15 protein-coding genes are annotated in these 17937 nt (G+C 61.4%); 5 read left to right on the top strand and 10 right to left on the bottom strand.

The genetic code is table 11. The features are described 5' to 3' along the window. Positions 1-56: 56 nt before the first annotated feature. Genes VE26_RS04925 through VE26_RS04910 form a run of 4 tightly spaced genes read right to left on the bottom strand, consistent with a single transcriptional unit; the run spans position 57 to position 4806 of the window. On the bottom strand, positions 57-1019 hold the full coding sequence (locus VE26_RS04925) for an MBL fold metallo-hydrolase (RefSeq protein ID WP_046104002.1): 963 nt from the start codon (positions 1017-1019) through the stop codon (positions 57-59). Between the two features lie 3 nt (positions 1020-1022). Further along, the gene (locus VE26_RS04920) at positions 1023-3062 is read right to left on the bottom strand and encodes an ABC transporter ATP-binding protein (protein WP_046104001.1); all 2040 of its coding nucleotides are present in this window, start codon (positions 3060-3062) and stop codon (positions 1023-1025) included. Beyond that, complete coding sequence (locus tag VE26_RS04915) at positions 3059-3892, bottom strand: ABC transporter permease (protein ID WP_046104000.1); 834 nt, start codon at positions 3890-3892, stop codon at positions 3059-3061. The genes VE26_RS04920 and VE26_RS04915 overlap by 4 nt, the downstream gene beginning before the upstream one ends. Next, the gene (locus tag VE26_RS04910) at positions 3889-4806 is read right to left on the bottom strand and encodes an ABC transporter permease (protein WP_046103999.1); all 918 of its coding nucleotides are present in this window, start codon (positions 4804-4806) and stop codon (positions 3889-3891) included. Before VE26_RS04910 ends, VE26_RS04915 begins: the two co-directional genes overlap by 4 nt. 227 nt (positions 4807-5033) lie before the next feature. Here VE26_RS04910 and VE26_RS04905 point away from each other — a divergent pair, with 227 nt between their 5' ends. Next, complete coding sequence (locus tag VE26_RS04905; RefSeq protein ID WP_046103998.1) at positions 5034-6125, top strand: Zn-dependent alcohol dehydrogenase; 1092 nt, start codon at positions 5034-5036, stop codon at positions 6123-6125. 3 nt (positions 6126-6128) lie between these two features. Further along, positions 6129-7622: an aldehyde dehydrogenase family protein gene (locus VE26_RS04900; RefSeq protein WP_046103997.1), complete on the top strand. Its 1494-nt coding sequence runs from the start codon at positions 6129-6131 to the stop codon at positions 7620-7622. 60 nt (positions 7623-7682) lie between these two features. On the opposite strand, the gene VE26_RS04895 is transcribed toward VE26_RS04900, so the two are convergent. From VE26_RS04895 to VE26_RS04870, 6 genes are all read right to left on the bottom strand, one after another. Beyond that, the gene (locus VE26_RS04895; RefSeq protein WP_244465628.1) at positions 7683-8378 is read right to left on the bottom strand and encodes an isochorismatase family protein; all 696 of its coding nucleotides are present in this window, start codon (positions 8376-8378) and stop codon (positions 7683-7685) included. 79 nt (positions 8379-8457) lie between these two features. Next, a complete protein-coding gene (locus VE26_RS04890; protein WP_046103995.1) occupies positions 8458-9123 on the bottom strand; it encodes a GntR family transcriptional regulator in 666 nt (221 codons plus the stop codon). 79 nt (positions 9124-9202) lie between these two features. Continuing rightward, the gene (locus VE26_RS04885; protein ID WP_046103994.1) at positions 9203-10108 is read right to left on the bottom strand and encodes an amidohydrolase family protein; all 906 of its coding nucleotides are present in this window, start codon (positions 10106-10108) and stop codon (positions 9203-9205) included. Positions 10109-10154: 46 nt separating this feature from the next. After that, on the bottom strand, positions 10155-10853 hold the full coding sequence (locus VE26_RS17015; protein ID WP_160297801.1) for an enoyl-CoA hydratase/isomerase family protein: 699 nt from the start codon (positions 10851-10853) through the stop codon (positions 10155-10157). Positions 10854-10879: 26 nt separating this feature from the next. Beyond that, on the bottom strand, positions 10880-12259 hold the full coding sequence (locus tag VE26_RS04875) for a phenylacetate--CoA ligase family protein (protein ID WP_046103993.1): 1380 nt from the start codon (positions 12257-12259) through the stop codon (positions 10880-10882). A 12-nt stretch (positions 12260-12271) separates the two neighbouring features. After that, a complete protein-coding gene (locus tag VE26_RS04870; RefSeq protein ID WP_046103992.1) occupies positions 12272-13924 on the bottom strand; it encodes an alpha/beta fold hydrolase in 1653 nt (550 codons plus the stop codon). Between the two features lie 139 nt (positions 13925-14063). On the opposite strand from VE26_RS04870, the gene VE26_RS04865 reads away from it, so the two are divergent. Genes VE26_RS04865 through VE26_RS04855 form a run of 3 tightly spaced genes read left to right on the top strand, consistent with a single transcriptional unit; the run spans position 14064 to position 17932 of the window. Beyond that, a complete protein-coding gene (locus VE26_RS04865; protein WP_084619980.1) occupies positions 14064-14927 on the top strand; it encodes an isocitrate lyase/PEP mutase family protein in 864 nt (287 codons plus the stop codon). A gap of 32 nt (positions 14928-14959) precedes the next feature. Beyond that, positions 14960-16348 carry a dihydroorotase gene (locus VE26_RS04860; RefSeq protein ID WP_046103991.1) on the top strand — a complete coding sequence of 463 codons (1389 nt, stop codon included), beginning with the start codon at positions 14960-14962 and terminating at the stop codon, positions 16346-16348. Between the two features lie 9 nt (positions 16349-16357). Further along, positions 16358-17932: an FAD-binding oxidoreductase gene (locus VE26_RS04855; protein ID WP_046103990.1), complete on the top strand. Its 1575-nt coding sequence runs from the start codon at positions 16358-16360 to the stop codon at positions 17930-17932. Positions 17933-17937 lie beyond the last annotated feature (5 nt).

Here is a 17937-nt window from a genome sequence, read left to right as displayed (position 1 = left end):
CAAAGCGGCTCAAATGTCGATGTGGATCGTCTTGGGCCTGCCAGCAGGCGTCCGCCTCAGGTTCTCGAAAATCGCAATGAATGGGAAGTGCGGCAGACCTGAATTTCCGACTTCGCGACGAGGTAATTGGTCATGGCAGCGGTGAGATAGGGCAGCCGCGCCCTAAGTCGCCTCGATGGGTTGGCGAATACGAGGTCCGCTATTTCGGCAGAGGTCAGCGTGCCGCTCATGCGCTCGCGCAACAGCTTGAGGCGTTGCCGATGACCTGAGCGAATGCGCTCCACCTGGCGCTTGAAGTCGCGGATCGGTTCTCCATGTCCAGGCAAGACAGTGAGATCGTCTGGCAAGCCGTCCAGACGGTCAAGGAAGCTGAAATAGTCGCCGAGAGGATTATCATCCGGCCGCTCGGCCTGGACAGGCACCTGCGGGCCGGAGCCCATCAGCAGCTGGTCGCCGGCGAGAAGAATCTTGCGCTCCAAAGACAATAGGCAAATCGGTGCGCGGGAATGTCCACCGCCGAGCAGCACAGTCCACGCAATGCCGCCCAGCGTGATGGTGTTACCGTCTTCCAAGAGGCGGGCGGGTCGAGGAAAAGGTGCAAGGACCGAATAATCGGTGGGCAGCGCCCTGCCCTCCAACGGAAAGCCGCCACGGTCCTGGAACGCAGTTGCAAGGGCCTGGCGCTCCTCAAGGCTCAGGCTGACGAGATGCGCGAGGTTATCATGTTCCGCCTTTGACATGATGAGCGGCGCGCCGGTCTGCCGTGTCAGAAAACCGACCTGCCCGATATGATCGATATGAGCATGCGTCGCGACCAGACCGTTGACGGGCCCGAAGGCTGTATCGCTGAGCACGGACTGCCAGATCGTAGCCGTTTCGGCGCCCGGCATGCCCGTATCGACAATGGCGCGGTTGCCCGGCGGACCAAGGATCAGGGCATTGACGCCGCCAAAGGCAGGCATGGGCAGGCGGAGGCAGGCAATGTCCTCCGCCCAGCGTTCGACCAGCGGCTCAAGCACCCATCAGGCCTGCGCGAAGTGGCACGCAGATTCGTGGCCCGGCTGGCCATGATCAACGAGCGGCGGTTCTTGTTCGGCGCACAAGGGCTGCGCCATGGGACAGCGCGTGCGGAAAGCGCATCCGGATGGCGGGTTCATCGGATTGGGAAGGTCGCCTTTGGCGATCAACCCCTCGCTGTCGGACTTGCCGCCGATCTGCGGAATGGCTGCCAGGAGAGCACGCGTATAGGGATGGGCCGGGCGGTCGAAGACGTCTGCCGTGCTACCCTGCTCGATGACGCGGCCCAGATACATGACCATGACTTCATCGGAAATGTGCCGCACCACCGAAAGGTCGTGCGAGATGAAAACATAGGTGAGTCCAAGATCCTTTTGCAGCTGCATCAGGAGGTTGATGACCTGCGCCTGGATGGAAACGTCGAGCGCCGACACCGCCTCGTCGAGGATCAGGACGTCCGGATTAAGCGCAAGGGAGCGGGCGATGGCGATGCGCTGCCGCTGCCCGCCGGAAAATTCCGGCGAGCGGCGTTGCCCGGCTTCCGGCGGCAGGCCGACATGTTCGAGCAGCTGATTGACGCGCTCGGGCGTATAAGAGCCCGAAATCCGCAACGGCTCGGCAATCACATCATGGATCTTCATCCGCGGATCAAGCGAGGAATAGGGATCCTGGAAGACGACCTGCAGGTCCCGACGGCGCTGCCGCAAGGCATTGCCCCGCAGCTTGAAGAGCGGGGCACCGTTGAGATAGACGTCGCCACCGCTGGCTTCGGACAGACGCAGGAGCACGCGCGCCAGGGTGGATTTGCCGCAGCCGGACTCCCCGACGATGCCGAGTGTCCTGCCTGACCGCAGATCAAAATTGATGTCGCGCAGCGCGCGCAGCTTGTGACTTTTGAAGGCGGCGCCGCCGATATTGAACACCTTGTCCAGGTGGGAAACCTTGAGCACCACCTTGCTGGCATCGTCATTGGCGGCCTCGGGCGCATCCGCCACCATGGCGCTGATCTGGCGCTGCTCGACGAGCCAGGCGGGCGTTTCATCGGAAAAGTGGCAAGCGACATCGCGCTGGACCGAGATCTCGCGCAAGGCAGGGTCCGACGACGAACATTCGGGCCGGTCGCGGCCGATGGCGCAGCGTGGATGGAACGGGCAGCCCGATGGCCGCTTGCGCGGATCGGGCACGAAGCCGGGAATTGAATAGAGCGAGGCGACCTTATGGTCGATCTGCGGCAGGCTGGCGATCAGTCCGGCGGTATAGGGATGCCTGGGATCGGCAAAGAGCTGCTCGCCTGGCGCCTGCTCGACGATACGGCCCGAATACATCACGGCAAGCCGATCGGCATATTCGGAGACGAGGCCGAGATCGTGCGTGATGAGCACCATGGCCGCGCCGGTCCGGGCCCGCACTTCGGCCAGAACTTGCATGACCTGGGCTTGAATGGTGACGTCGAGCGCCGTCGTGGGCTCGTCAGCGATCAACAGATCCGGCTCGTTGGCCATCGCCATGGCGATGACGACGCGCTGCCGCATGCCACCGGAAAATTCATTGGGGAACTGGCTGAAGCGCCGCTCAGGGTTAGGGATGCCCACCAGCGACAGGAGCTCGATGACGCGTGCCTTGACCTCGGCTTTGCTTTTTCCTGGATTGTGCAGCCGGATGGCTTCACCGATCTGGTCGCCGATGCGCAGGACAGGGTTGAGCGTCGTCAATGGGTCCTGGAAGATGATCGACACCGCCTTGCCACGAACCTTCTGCAGGTCCGTGAACGGCATCGTGGTCAGTTCCTGACCGCGCAGGACAATGCTGCCAGACACGATCTTGAGACCGGGACCGAGCAGGCCGAGTACAGCAAGCATGGTGAGGCTCTTGCCCGAACCGGACTCGCCGACCAGGCCCAGGACTTCCTCCTCAAAGACGTCAAAGGAAACATCTTGCACCAGGTGAATGGGATTGCCGTCGGCACCCTTGGCATCGATCGAGAGATTGCGGACACTGAGAACAGCCTCGGCGGGCACGGCGGCCGGTACCACTTGCGGCATCATGCGACCATCTCCAGATCGTTTTCCTTGGTGAGGGTCTGGGACAGGAACTGGAACCCGGCGACGAGGATAAAGAGCGCTATGCTGGGCAGGATTGCCAGTTGCGGGGCCAGCGCCAGATAGTTCTGTCCCTCCGAGACCATCATGCCCCAGCTTGGCAATGGCGGTTGCACGCCCAGGCCCAGATAGCTCAGCGACGCCTCGAGCACGATGATCATGCCGAATTCATAGGAACCCACGATCAACATCTGCGGCAATACATTGGGCAGCAGATGATGGCGGATATTCCAGGTGGCCGACGCCCCCTGCGTACGGGCGGAGAGGATGAATTCGCGTTCGCGAAGGCTGAGCGCCATGCCGCGTGCGACGCGGCCATAGGCCACCCAGCTCGACAGGCCCAGAATAATGGCGAGGTTGACGACGCTGGGCCCGATGATGGCGGTGACGGCGATCAGCAGCAGCACGCGCGGAATGGAGAGCTGGAGATCGGCAAGACCCATGATCACGACCTCCACCGGGCCTCGGAAATAGCCGGCGATAAGGCCAAGCGTCACCCCCACCAGAAGGCTTACCGCGACAGCGCCAAGCCCGATCAGGGCCGAAACCTGTCCGGCCAACGCCAGGCGGGAAAGCATGTCGCGCCCCAGCGTATCGGTTCCAAGGAGATAGAAGCGGCCATCAAACGAAGACCCGCCGGGCGGCAGCAGAGCGCCTCCCAGGTTCTGGCTGTAGGGATCATAGAACGGCAGAAGCGGGATGACGATCACCAGCACCGCCACGATCGCGAGCAGGCCAATGGCCACGGCTTGCGAAATGGAAATCTTGCCCATCATGCGAGCCTCACGCGGGGATCGAGGAAGCCGTAAAGAATATCCACGATCAGATTGATGACGACGAAGACCAGCGAGATCAGGAAGACCCCTGCGATGATCACCGGGAAGTCGCGCTGGCTGACAGATTGCACGATCAGGCGGCCGACGCCGGGCCAGCTGAACACGGTTTCCGTGACCACGGTGCCTCCCAGCAGCATGCCAAGATTGATGCCTGCGACCGTAACGAGCGGGAGAAGCGCATTGGGCAACATGTGCTTGAGGAGAACCTGGATGCGACCCTGCCCCTTGGCAAAAGCGGTGCGCACATAGTCGTTGCGCTGCTCGGCAGCAAGCGAGGCGTTGAACAGACGCAGATAAAGCGCCAGCTCATAGGTGCCCAATGTCACGGCCGGCAGGATCAGGTGACTGAAGGTCCCCCGACCGTAGGACGGAAGCCATTTGAGCTGGATCGAGAAGATAAGGATGAGAACGAGGCCGAAGGAAAAGATCGGAATTGCCTGCCGGCCCAGGGCGATCCAGGTGATGAGGTCGCGCACCCAGTTCAAGCGGGTCATGCGCATCAGGATACCCAGGATAAAGGCAAGGCCGATGCCGACCACGAACGACGAGAGCGCGAGTTCCAATGTCGCTGGGACGCGTTCGAGCACGAGATCCATGGCAGGGATCGCCTGGCGTAAGGACATGCCGAAATCGCCCATGAACGCCTTGCCCATAAAGACGAAGTACTGAACGATAAGCGGCTGATCCAGTCCGAGCGCAGCACGCAGACGCGCAGCATCTTCGGGTGTTGCTTCAGGAGGCAGCAGGAGAATGGACGGGTCACCCGCCAGGCGCGTCAGGAAGAACGCCGCGGTGATGACGCCGGCTATGGTCAGGACCGACTGCAGCAGCCGTTTTAAAATGAAGCCTGCCATTCCGCCTCCTGGACTTTCACAAGGACCCTTTTCCGGGCGAGCCGGACGAGGATGCGACAATCTTTTCAGACAACCGCATATCTAAAAGCTAGAAGGCTGCACCCAAACTGTCAACAGTAGACAAAACCAACTGGTGTGGGTAGCGTGACAGCAGGGAAGAGCAGTGACCACTATCTTGGACCACTCCAGCCTCTGGCCCTGCTCTAATGAATGCAAGGATGTGAGAGATGAAAGCTGCCGTTGTCTGGAAAGCCGGCGAACCGATGACGATCGAGAACGTCACCATTGAAAAGCCCAAGAGCCGCGAAGTTCTGGTTCGCACTGCCTATGCCGGCATTTGTCACTCCGATCTGCATTTTGCTGACGGCACCTATCCGCACCCGATGCCCTATATTCCTGGCCACGAAGCATCCGGCATCGTCGAAGCTGTCGGTGACGAGGTGACCCATGTTAAGCCCGGAGACCATGTCGTCGGATGTCTCTCGGTATTCTGCGGCCACTGCTCGCAATGCGTCACCGGCCATCCGAGCCTTTGCGAATCGCCCGATCCCAAGTTGCCGGCGGGCGTTGCGCGACGCATGTCGCTCAATGGCGAAGTCATTCACCAATCGTCCAACCTGTCGGCCTTTGCCGAGCAGATGCTGATTCATGAGCATGCTCTGGTCAAGATCGACAAGGACCTGCCGCTCGACCGTGCGGCGCTGGTCGGCTGTGGTGTTCTGACCGGCGTTGGCGCCGTCATCCATGCCGCCAAGGTCGTCCCAGGCTCGACCGTCGCCGTGATCGGCTGTGGTGGCGTAGGACTCTCGGTGATCTCCGGCGCCGTGCTGGCCGGCGCCGGGCGCATCATTGCCATCGATCGCCTCGACAGCAAGCTTGAACTTGCCAAGCAATTGGGTGCGACCGACGTCTTTAACGCCACCGATGTTGATCCCGTGAACGACATCATCGAGCTTACGAAGGGCGGCGTGCACTATTCCTTTGAGGCTCTCGGTCTCAAGCAGACCGCCGACCAGGCCTTCCGCATGCTCCGCATGGGCGGCACGGCAACCCTTCTCGGCATGTTCAAGCCCGGCAACAAGCTGGAATTTGAGGGCTCGCTGTTTATCAAGGATCGCAAGATCCAGGGCTCGTCCATGGGCTCGAACCAGTTCCGCGTCGACATTCCGAACCTTCTCAATTTCTACCGTCAGGGTCGTCTCAAGCTCGATCACCTGATCAGCGACCGGATCGAGCTCGAGCAGGTCAATGAAGGCTTCAAGAACCTTTATGGCGGCGCTCCGGTGCGTCAGATCATCGACTTCCACACAGGGGTCTGATCGATGAACTCAGTTGTTCCCGAACTCCACCCAGCAACGCGCGCCTTTTTGGCGCGCAAGCTCGGCCATTACGTCAATGGCCAGGTGCTCGCCGAGATCACCGGAAACACCAGCCCCGTCTTTGATCCGGGCCGCGGCATCAAGCTCATGGATGTGCCGCAGGGCACGTCAGGCGATGTTGACAAGGCCGTCGCTGCGGCTCGCGCTGCGTTCGACAAAGGTCCTTGGCGCACTATGAAGCCCAATTTGCGCTCCAAGGTGATCTGGAAGTTTGCCGATCTCATCGAAGAGCACACCCAGGTTCTGGCCGAACTGGAATCGCTCAATTGCGGCCTGCCGATCAATGCGGCCAGGATGGGCCATATCGGCACCTCCGTGGATCTCCTCCGCTACACGGCGGGCTGGCCCACGAAGCTGATGGGCCGCACGATTCCGGTGTCTTCGCCGGGCGAGTGGCATGCCTATACGCTGCGCGATCCGGTAGGCGTAGTCGCCCAGATCGTGCCTTGGAATGGCCCGCTGATGATGGCAGCCTGGAAGTTGGCTCCGGCCTTGGCTGCCGGCTGCACCATCGTGCTCAAGCCTGCCGAACAGACCCCGCTGACCGCGATCTATATGGCGGAACTGGCCATCGAGGCCGGTATACCTGAAGGCGTTTTCAACGTTGTTCTGGGCGGTGCAGAAGTCGGTTCGACCCTGTCCACTCATCCCGATGTCGACAAGATCGCCTTCACCGGATCGACCTCGGTCGGGCGTGCCATCGCGGTGGCCGCGGCACAGTCCAATCTCAAGCGTGTCACGCTGGAACTGGGCGGCAAGAGCCCGGTCATCGTGTTCCCCGATGCCGACCTGTCGAGCGCTATTCCAGCAATTGCCGCCGGCATCTTCTCGGGCGCAGGCCAGATCTGCACGGCAGGGTCGCGGCTTTACGTGCATGAGAAAGCCTTTGACCGCGTCCTTGAGGGCGTAGCCGAAGCGGCCAATGGCCTCAAGGTCGGCTATGGCCTCGATCCCGCAACCCAGATGGGCCCGCTGATTTCTGAAGCGCATCTGGCACGCGTGGCGGGTATGACCGAAATGGCCGTGCGTGAAGGCGCCTCGGTCGTCACCGGTGCCGAAGCTATCGAAGGCGGCGGCTATTTCTACAAGCCGACGATCCTTGCAAGCCTCACTCCCAGCTCGACCATTGTTCGCGAGGAAGTGTTTGGTCCGGTGCTGTCGGCACTGCGCTTCAGCGACGATGACCTCGACTCGATCGCCGCAGAGGCCAATTCGAGCCCCTATGGCCTCGCGGCCAGTATCTTCACCAAGGACTTCTCGCTGGCCCACAAGATGGCTGCGCGGGTGCGCGCCGGTACCATCGGCATCAATCGACATTTCGTGGGTGACAGCGCCCTGCCCTTTGGCGGCTTCCGTCAATCCGGCTGGGGTCGGGAAAAGGGCGAAGACATGTTCAACGCCTATCTCGAAACCAAGACGGTCGCCGCCCCGCTTTAAGGGGCGTCAAGAGAAGGGATCAAGGCCCGGCAGACCCTCTGCCGGGCCATTCGTTTTGGGTCAGGCAGCAGCGGCGGGAACCGCGTCGAGGATCGTCACCGCCTCGTCGGTCGATACGACGTCGGCATATTTGGCGTTCATGTCGAAGAGATTGACCAGGTGAGAGGTGTGCGAGCGGTCGTAGACCGCGTCATGGGGCACCAGCACACGGTAATTATAGGCGAAGGCATCCACAACGCTACCGCGCACGCAGCCACTCGTGGTGCAACCGGTCACGACCAGCGTATCGATGCCGCGTTCGACCAGATAGCTCACGAGCGGCGTGCCAAAAAAGGCGCTGGGATGCCGCTTGGGCAACAAGACGTCGCCAGGCTGGGGGGCCACCGGGGGTACGAATTCATAGCCCTTGGCAGCAACGCCCATAAGTGCAGGCACCTTGGCGGCAAGGCGTCCGGTATCGAAATTTTCCTTCGGGGCCACATAGGGATAGATGATGGGCCAGCCCTTTTCCCGAAACTGCTTCACCAGCTTTTCGATTTGCGCCACGGCTTCCCAGCCGACGTCGCCGCAGGATGTGGGGAATTCCTTGATCGACTCGAAGAACGGCTTGGGCTCGGTGCCCACGGTCCGGTACTGCACGTCGATGATCAGAAGTGCGGGTTTGCTGCCGATGCCCGAAGCGCCACCAAAACCGGCAGCTTCATAGGCCCGGACTTCTTCTTCGGGGATGACATCATCCCAAATTTGCTTGCTCACCGCTTGCTCCATAATGCCGCGGCACCAGCGCCGCAGCCGGATTCAAGAACTTCGGAGCCAAACTGTCAACAGTTTTCAGCTACTCGGTGACGGCGGCCATTGCGCTGAGGCGGGCGTTGCGGAGATGGGTCCGCATCGCCTTTTCCGCCTGATCAGGATCGCGTGCTTCGAGCGCGATGACGATATTCTCGTGCTCGATCAGGGCGGCGCGCGCCCGTCCCGGCAGCGTGCTGGATTTGCGGCGATGGATGCGCAACTGATAGTAAATCTGGTCCATCAGCAGGCGCTCGATCTGCTCGCAATGAGCGGCCTTGACGATGGAAAGATGGAAGTCGTCATCGGTGGAACGTGGCGCATAAGCTTCGCCGGCCTGAACTTCGGGCTGGCTGCGATCGGTGTTGAGGAGGTCCCGCAGTCGCGCCACTTCCTGCGAGGAGATGCGTTCGCAGGCCAGGCGGGCCCCCATGCCCTCGAGCGCCTCACGCGTATAGAACAGATCCTCGATATTGCGCTTGGACAGTTCGATCACCCGAACGCCAATACGTGGCGTGCGTGTGACGAGGCGCCCTTCAAGGCGCCCCAATGCTTCGCGGAGAGGGCCGCGGCTGATGCCCAGGCGGCGGGCAAGCTCAGCCTCCGATAGCCGCTCACCGGGCTGGAACTCTCCCGACGTGATCGCTGCAACGACCATGTCGAGCGCCTCAGAACTCAGCGAGGCGCCGACGATTGGCTGAATGGTGCTCATGAATCCTCCCAGGAAGGCAGCATGTTGGGTCAACTGTTTACCGACATTTGCTGCAGCTACCAAGAACAGATGTTAAGCGCTAAGTCGGAAGATTGAAAACGCGTAGGGCATTGTCCCGCATGATTTTCTTTTTAGAGTGCGGACGGAAATCGAGATCATCGACCTCCTTGACGGCTCGTTCCGGATCAATCACCCACCAATCGGTGCCGAACATGAACTTGTCCTGCCCGAAGGTGTTGGCGAAGTGGACCGCCGACTGGCCCCAGTGCTTGGGCGCATAGGCGTCGCCCGCCATATAGACATTCTTATGCTTGGTCGCGACCGAGATCATCTCTTCGGTCCAGGGATAGCCAAGGTGGATGCCGATGATGGTGAGTTCGGGAAAGTCGATAGCGATCCGATCCAGCAGCATCGGCTTGGCAACTGTCGCCAAGCGGTTGTCGTCGCGATAGACGAGGCAATGCCCGACCTGCATCATGATTGGAATGCCGAGCTCGGCACAGCGCGCATAATAGGGATAATAGATGGCGGCGTCCGGCGCCTGACCAAACCAGTGCGGGTAAAGATGGGCGGCAACAAAACCCAGATCCTTGACCGCATGGTCAAGCTCCTTGAGGCCGGCAATGCCCAGTAACGGATTGATACCGGCAACGCCTGAATAGCGGTGCGGATACTTCTGGCACGCCTCATGAATATAGGAATAAGGAATCTCGGTGGAGGTGCTCATGCGGCGATCGCCGCAGCGGGCGGCGATCAGCAGCGAGCGCTCGATCCCGGCGCGATCCATCTTCTCGATATATTGTTCCGGCGTCAGGCCGCGGCGATGGTCGTCGGCCATGCGCACCTGATCGCGAAAGTTCTCGTCGGTCGGAACGCGCTTTTCGGCAATGACCTGCGGCGTGTAGAAATTGACCACGATGTCGATGCCACCGTACCCGTCGCGCGTTTTGGTGGGATCAAACTGGTAATCTGTGCTCGGCGTCATGAGAGGGCTCCTGTTGGATGAAGGTTAGAAAACCGACCCCAAACTGTCAACTGTTGACTATTATGATGGTTTGCAGGCGTGCGGCATGATCGGCCGCGTCTAGACGCTTGTGAAACATGCTCAAATCCGCCCCTTTGCGGCGGATGAAGCGAGCCGGAATTTGTCCAGCAGCTATAGTCGAAAGAGCGCTGGCGACCGCAACGTCGAGACTGGCGCGATCGACCACCATGTCGACAAGATCGGCATCGAGGGCGGCAGAGGCGTCGATCAGTGCCCCGGTATCAGCCAACCGGCTCAGAACGCCGGGCGCACCACGATGGTGAAGACCCGCCAGAGCGACATGAGGATAGAGGCCGTGTTTGATTTCCGGCAATCCGAAGCGCGCCGTGTTGACGGCTATAACCAGATCGGCCGCGCCCATCAGCCCCAAGCCGCCGGCTACACAAGCCCCGTTGATGCGGGCAATCAGCGGCACCGGCAAGAGTGTGGCCGCCCGCAGGGCCGCGCTGAGCCCGGTCGGCCCGGTCGAGGCCAGATCCTGGGCGATGGCGGGCGCATTGCGCAGATTGAGACCGGCACAGAATGCCCGCTCGCCCTGCCCTGTCACGATGACGGCGCGCAGATCGGTCGCTGAGGCGAGCGCGCCGAACATCTCGGCCAGTTCATGAAACTCGGCCGGATCGAGTGCATTGGCACGCTCGGGATGATTGAGAGTGATGGTGACAACGCCGTCTTGGCGCGTCACCAGCACTCCATGGACATCCCCGCGCATCAGCGCTGACGCAGGTCGACGATCCGCTTGGGCTTGGCCATCGCCACCGGATCGAAAATCTCGTCACGCCTGGCGATTTCAATTTCCGGGCGAAGATTGGTGAGCGTCGTGACAAGCGCTGCAATCTCGCCGCCGATCCCGTCTTCCTTGCCCGAAACGGGCGCAAGGCGGACCTTGAGCACGTCAGGCGAGAATGGATCGGTCGCAGACTCCGAGGTGACCACGATCTGGTATTCTTCCAGCTCTGAAATTTTGTCGAGCTCGGCCTTGAGATTACCCAGGTTCACGAGCGCGCCCTTGATCTTGATAATGTCGCCCGTGCGTACGGGTTTGGAGGAAAGACGCACGGTGGTGCGTCCACAATGGGGGCACGGCGTATGGTCAAGCGCGCCCATGTCCCCCATCTTGTAGCGCAGGAATACGGTGCCGCGCCGGTTGAGATGGGTAATGGCGAGCATGCCGGTTTCGCCATCGGCCAGGCGCATGCCGGTGTCGGCGTCGACCACCTCATGGAAAACCTGGTCTGGCATGGAGCTGTGGAAGCCTGAACCGTCACAGCATTCGATCATCGTGCCGCCCTGCTCGGTCGAGCCATAGCGATTGACGATCGTGGTATCCGCACAATTGAGGTTGCGCATCCGCAGCCGCAGATCCTCGCGCATGGCGGGAGACGCGGCTTCGCCCGTTGTCATCACCATGCGGACAGAGGTAAAATCGGCACTGAGCTCCGCTGCGCGCAGCAGAACGCGGCGGACGAACCCTGCGACACCCCACAGCACAGTTGCCTTGTGGCGGGCGATCGAAGCGACGGCATCGTCGACGCTGCGATTGACCGGGTAATAGCTGTCCACACGCCCGGTATTTGCGATCAACATGGCCGCGCCGACGGCTGCCGCCTCGTCGGGCCCGCGGGAATAGGCGCCCATGGGAAACGACGTCAGCGGAAAGAGGTTGGCGATCAAGTCGGTGTTGCGCAGTCCGATAAGGTCCTGCCGGGTGCGGAAAAGATCCTGGTAGGCGAAGTGGTCGTGCGATGTGACAAAGATCGGCGCTGGCTTACCGGTCGTCGTTCCGGTCGTGTAGATAATTTTCCAGAGCGTACCCTCGGCCAGCGGCAACCCCTCGGGGCGCAGCCGGAAGGCTTCCGGGTCGGCCAGAAAATCAGTCTTCGAGGACGGCGGGATTTTCTGCAGATCGTCGATATTCTGGATATCGGCCGGCGTCAGGCCACGCTCCCGCATAAGCTTGGAATAGAACGGATGATGGTCATAGCAAATCTCGACCATGCGACGAAGCAGCTGGTTCTGCAGGGACCGCACTGCCTCAAGAGGCTGCCGTTGAACGTCCGGCAAAGTATAGGTTGGGGCATGGGTCGACATCACGTTCTCCAGTCAAAGTCTTGTATTGGGGGTGGCGTCCCGATGCTCAGCCTGATGGCGCTGAACGCTGGGCGCAAAGATATCTTGGGGTGACCAAACGATCCTCACCGGTACAGGAGGGGATCTCAGCATCTCGCCAAGGTCGTCTGACAGGACTTCCCGCCATATCCGGGCGTAGGTGTGGGGCTGCTTTAAAAGTGCTACGGCATACCGTGTGAGCCGGACCGGATCGATCCTCGGCTCCGTGCTGCGGCGTGCCGAATGGTCCCGATTGAACCAGGGATACCAGAGCTCCTGATCGCGAAGATGATGCCAAAGTCGCAAGAGGTAGCCGCCATCTTCTGTTGGATCGATGTCCGGCACGCGCTCCGACCAGGCCAGACGCTCGTCTTCGCTCAGCAGGGGCGGCGTCGACAGCACCACTTCGGAGACACGTTCCGGATACTGGCGCGCAAAGGCCAGAGCCAAAGCCGCCGAGGTGCCCTTTGCGACCAGCGACACGGTGTTCCAGCCCAAGGCTTCCAGGACGTCTTCGATTTGCTCGACCCACAGCGAGATACTCGGTGCATCGCTGGGCGACTCGGCATTGCCACCAAGGTCAAATGCCAAGACGGGTCCATTGCCGAAGAAATCACCGATCTCCGCGCGGTCGAGATCGAAGCTGCCTGGCAGGTCATGAAGGAAGAGAAGCGGGTCGCCTTGCTTCGACAGCCCTGCCCCATAGGCCCGCACCGGTCCATGACGGGTATCGATATAGTCTTCGATCTCGTCGGCATGCGGCTTTTCGCTGAAGGCGGAGACGTGTACCGGCACGGCACCGGTTGCCGGGTGGCGGCGCAGGAGATCGAGCTCCTCGGCCAGCGCCTGTTCCGGATTGCGCGACATGATCTCGACCGGCGCCCCATCGGGATAGCGCGGGACAGTCTTATATTGGCTGTCGCCCGGTCGATTGCCCCAATAGGCTGGCACCGTGACATCGCCGATGCGCGGCAGCGCCTGATGCAGAAAGGCGGCACGGTAGGTGCGCGCATAGGTCCCGGCGGCTTCGAGCAGTTCCACCGTGCCGCGATGGAGGAATGCAATATCGGGCAGGTCCGCATCCGCCCGGCGCTCCAGATCGACTGCATCCCAGGGCCAGAACAAGTGCTGCTCACGGTAGCGAAAAAAGGCCCAGGTAAGGTGGCCGCCATGCCATTGCGGAACTATTGGCGGCAGGTATTGCTTGAGGCGCTCTTCGGTATAGGGCGCCGCAAAGATGGGCAGACCATCGGTGAGGATCATCGATGCAAGTTCGGGATGGCGCAGCGCCAGCTCAAGCGCCACGCTGGCGCCCGTGTGCCGACCATAAAGGGCGGCCTGCTCGATCCCGATTGAACGCATGCCGCCCGCGATGAGGTCGGCGAGCCGCGGGATGGTGATATCTCCATCTCGCGGCGCCTCGGACAGGCCGAAACCCGGCAGATCGAAGGCAAAGCAGGTAAATTCGTGCCCCCAGGCCGCCTGCAGCTCGGCCATGACCTTGGCTGAACAGGGACTGGCATGCAGGAGCGCGACAGCAGGCCCGCTTCCCTGTCGTGTATAATGCAGTCGACAGCCCGGGGCGCTGGCGAAACCCTTGTGAAGCGGCAGTTGGGCGCTGGGAGCTGTCGGCACCGACATGGTCATCAGCAGGTGTTCCTAACCGAATTCAGAGCCGATTGCCCTGCTATCAACTGTTGACAGTTTACATCATACAGCGGAGATTGTGTCTAGTAGCTAGTTCGGCTCGGGCGTGGGAACCGAGCTCGTCGCAAGGAGATTAAGCGTGACTTCACCTGCCGCCCGGCTCAAGAGCATTTTGGCCCGCCGCGAGGCGGTCATCATGCCAGGGGCCCCAAACGCTCTCTTTGCCAATGTCATCAATGAGCTGGGCTATGAATGCGCCTATATAACCGGCGCGGGCGTCACCAACATGTATTTGGGCATGCCCGATGTCGGCCTGATCACCATGACTGAAATGGTGCAGCATATCGCCATGATCGCGGACGCGGTGGATATTCCCCTTCTGGTCGACGGCGATACGGGCTTTGGGAATCCGGTCAATACCTATCGTACGGTCCGTGCCTATGAGCGCGCCGGCGCCGCCGGCATTCAGATCGAAGACCAGGACTTTCCCAAGAAATGCGGCCACTTCAATGGCAAGGCCGTCATTCCCACCGGGGAGATGGTACAAAAGATCAAGGCGGCGGCTGATAGCCGTCGCGATGGCGACTTCCAGATCGTCGCCCGTACCGACGCCATTGCCGTCAACGGCATCGAGGATGCCCTTGATCGTGCGCATCGCTACATCGAGGCCGGTGCCGACGTGACGTTCGTCGAAGCGCCCATCAATCTGGACGATATCGCCCGCATTTCACGCGAGCTGCCGGTACCGCAGATCTTCAACTATGTCTTTGGCGGCAAGACCCCGCCTGTGGACCACGCCAAGCTCAAAGAAATGGGCTATGGGGCAAGCCTGTTTGCAAACGCGGCGCTCCAGGCATCCCTGATGTCGGTCTATAATGTCCTGGGCGAACTTCAGCGCACGGGCTCGCTGGAAGGCGTCAAGGATGCTCTGGCGAGCTTCGAGATGCGTCAGAACGCCGTCCGAAAGCAGGACTATGACGCCATGGAGAAGCGCTACACCTGATCGCCCGCCTACCCTTGCCTGAGGATAATCCCATGTTTGATCTCGTCATCCACGGCGGCCTTGTCGCCCTTCCCGGCCAAGCACCGGCGCCTTTCGACATTGCCGTCAGCGGAGGACGCGTGGCAGCGATCCTGGAAGTAGGCACGGCGGCTGTGTCCGCGAGGCGGCTGGATGCCTCGGGCAAGCTCGTCATGCCCGGCGCCCTGGACGTTCATGTGCATCTTGGACATGGTGCGGACATTTCCTATCCCCGCGCGGCATCGGATGCCCGGAGCGAAACATCCGCTGCCGCCAGCGGCGGGGTCACAACGATCGTTCCGTTCATCCTTTCGGCCGCCGAACACTCGACAATCTTCGATGAAATCCGCGCGGTAACCGAGGCGGGAAGCCACATCGATTTCGGCTATCATCTGATCATCTCGACCGAAGAGCAGCTCGCCCAGGTGCCGCGCTACATTGCTGATTACGGCATTGTCAGCTTCAAGATCTTCATGAACAACCGCGGCGGCGAGGGCAAGCGGCTGGGCCTGCCAGACATCGACGACGCATTCCTCTTCCGCCTGGCCGAAGCCTGCGCCCGCAATGGTGGCGTGCTTTGTCCGCATCCGGAAAATATCGAGGTTGTGCACTATCTGCGCCAGCAGGTCATGGCCAAGGACCCCGAGGGCCTGAACGGCCTCTCGTCGTGGAATGAGTCGCGCCCCCCATTCGTCGAAGCAGACGCCATCCAGCGGGCCGCTCGCCTCTGTCAGGCAGCGGGTTCTCCCATCTATGTGGTCCACACCTCATCCGGCGAAGCGCTCGACGCTGCTATAGCGGCGCGTCAGTCGGGGGTCTCGATCACCATTGAAACCTGCCCGCACTATCTCACCCATGACGTGACCTGGGAACGTGGCACGGTGGGCAAGATCAATCCGCCGCTGCGCGAACCCGCCGACCGCGAGGCGCTTTGGGCGGGGATCGCCTCGGGCGCGATCGACACGGTCGCTTCCGACCATGTGCATCGCACACTGGCCGGCAAGGAAGGCGGGATCTGGAAAGCGTCGCCCGGGTGCCCGGGCCTTGAAACCATTCTGCCTGTCATGTTGACCGAAGGTTACCATCGCCGTGGCATCGGCATTGAGCGCCTTGTCGCTCTGTTGTGCGAAAATCCTGCCAAAGCCATGGGCATGTGGGGGCAAAAGGGTGCGCTGACGCCGGGCTTCGATGCCGACATCGTTCTGGTCGACCTCGACACGGAATGGACGCTGACCACTGACGACGTGCGCAGCGATGCCGGCTACAGCATTTACGAAGACCAGACGTTCAAGGGCCGTGTGACCAATACGCTCGTTCGCGGTGTCGAGGTCTATCGCGACGGTGCAATGGTTGCAGAAACTGCCGGCCATGGCCGGTATCTGCGTCGCTCGCTGCAAGCCTAGGAGGCCAGCTTGGACCCCCACATCGACCCGGCCGCTTGGCTTGCCAAGCAGCTGCCGGGGCTCAATATCGAAACCGGCGACCTCGACCTCTATGCCACCGATGTCTTTTATGAAGCATCGCACAAGCCGATCGCCGTTCTGCACCCGACCAGTGAAGACGACGTCGTCCGCATCATTCGAGAGGCCAAGGATCTCAATATCGGCGTCTATACCCGTGGTGGCGGTCTCTCCTACAGCGCCGGCTATCTACCGGCCCGACCCAATTGCGCCCTCATCGATCTCTCTGCGCTCGACAAGATCATCGAAATCAATGCCCAAGATCGCTATGTGACGGTCGAGGCCGGTGTCACCTGGGCCGCGCTCCGCGACGCCCTGCGTCCGCTTGGATTAACGACGCCATTTTGGGGCACTTTCTCCGGCCTTCATGCGACCGTCGGCGGGGCGGTGTCCCAGGGCGCCAAGTTCTTCGGTTCGGCCTCGCGCGGCAGCTCCGCCGAATCCGTGCTGGCCCTGCGCGTCGTGATCGGTACGGGCGAGCTGATCCAGACCGGATCTGCAGGCGGCGACAATACGTCCCCGTTCTTCCGCAATTACGGCCCCGATCTCACCGGCATTTTTCTCGGCGATTGCGGTGCATTCGGCATCAAGACGCAGATTACGCTGCAATTGATTCCGGCGGCTAAAGGGGAGGCCTTTGTCTCGTTCTCCTTCGACGATCCGGCAGCCCAGATGCGCGCCATGGCCCAGATCGGGGCTGAACTGCTCGCCTCCGAGTGCTTGGGGATGGACCCTTTTTCCGCACAGTCCCGCATGCAAAGCGATGGGCTTGTGGCCGATCTCAAGACCGTCGGGCAGATCATCAAAGGGGCGTCGAGCCTGACATCGGGCTTGCGTGACGCAACGCTGATCGCGCTCCATGGTCGCCGCTTTGCCAAGAAAGTCGGCTATCTGATGAACGCCGTCGTCGAAGGTGGTGACCAGCATGAAGCCGATCGCAAGGCGCGACGTGTCTGCGCCATCGCGCGCGATGCCGGCGGCCGCGAAATTCCCGCTTCCATTCCGCGCGTCATGCGCGCCCTGCCGTTCCCGCCGATGTCGGGCCTGCTGACGCCGTCCGGCAAGCGCATGGCCTGGCTCCATACGGTGGTGCCCAATTCGCTGGGTGCGGAGTGCTTCACACGGACAGAGGCAGTCTTTGAACGCGATGCCGAGGCGCTCAAGGCGGCTGGCATCTCCCATGGCTACCTGCTTTCGACGCATGGCCCGTCCGGCGTGGGGGTCGAGACGCTGATCCGCTGGTCCGATGCACCCCTGCCGATCCATCTCGACTTCATGAGCGAGGCCCAGCGCGCAGCACTCAAGCGTCGTGCCGACAATCCTGCCTCGCGCGAAACGCTCAAGGCTCTGACCCAGTCGATCCTCGGCGAATGGCGCGCGCTCGGCGGCGTCCACATGCAGATCGGGCGCAAATATCCTTACATGGAAACCCGCCAGCCGGCGGTGCGGGCGCTTCTCGACCAGCTCAAGGCCCAATTTGATCCATCGGACATCATGAGCCCGGGGAACCTCTTCTCCCTCGACTGACACAA

The organism is Devosia chinhatensis, assembly GCF_000969445.1.
Classification (GTDB): domain Bacteria; phylum Pseudomonadota; class Alphaproteobacteria; order Rhizobiales; family Devosiaceae; genus Devosia; species Devosia chinhatensis.
Note: the sequence above shows the minus strand (reverse complement) of the source record. Positions and strands in the feature narration are given on the sequence as shown.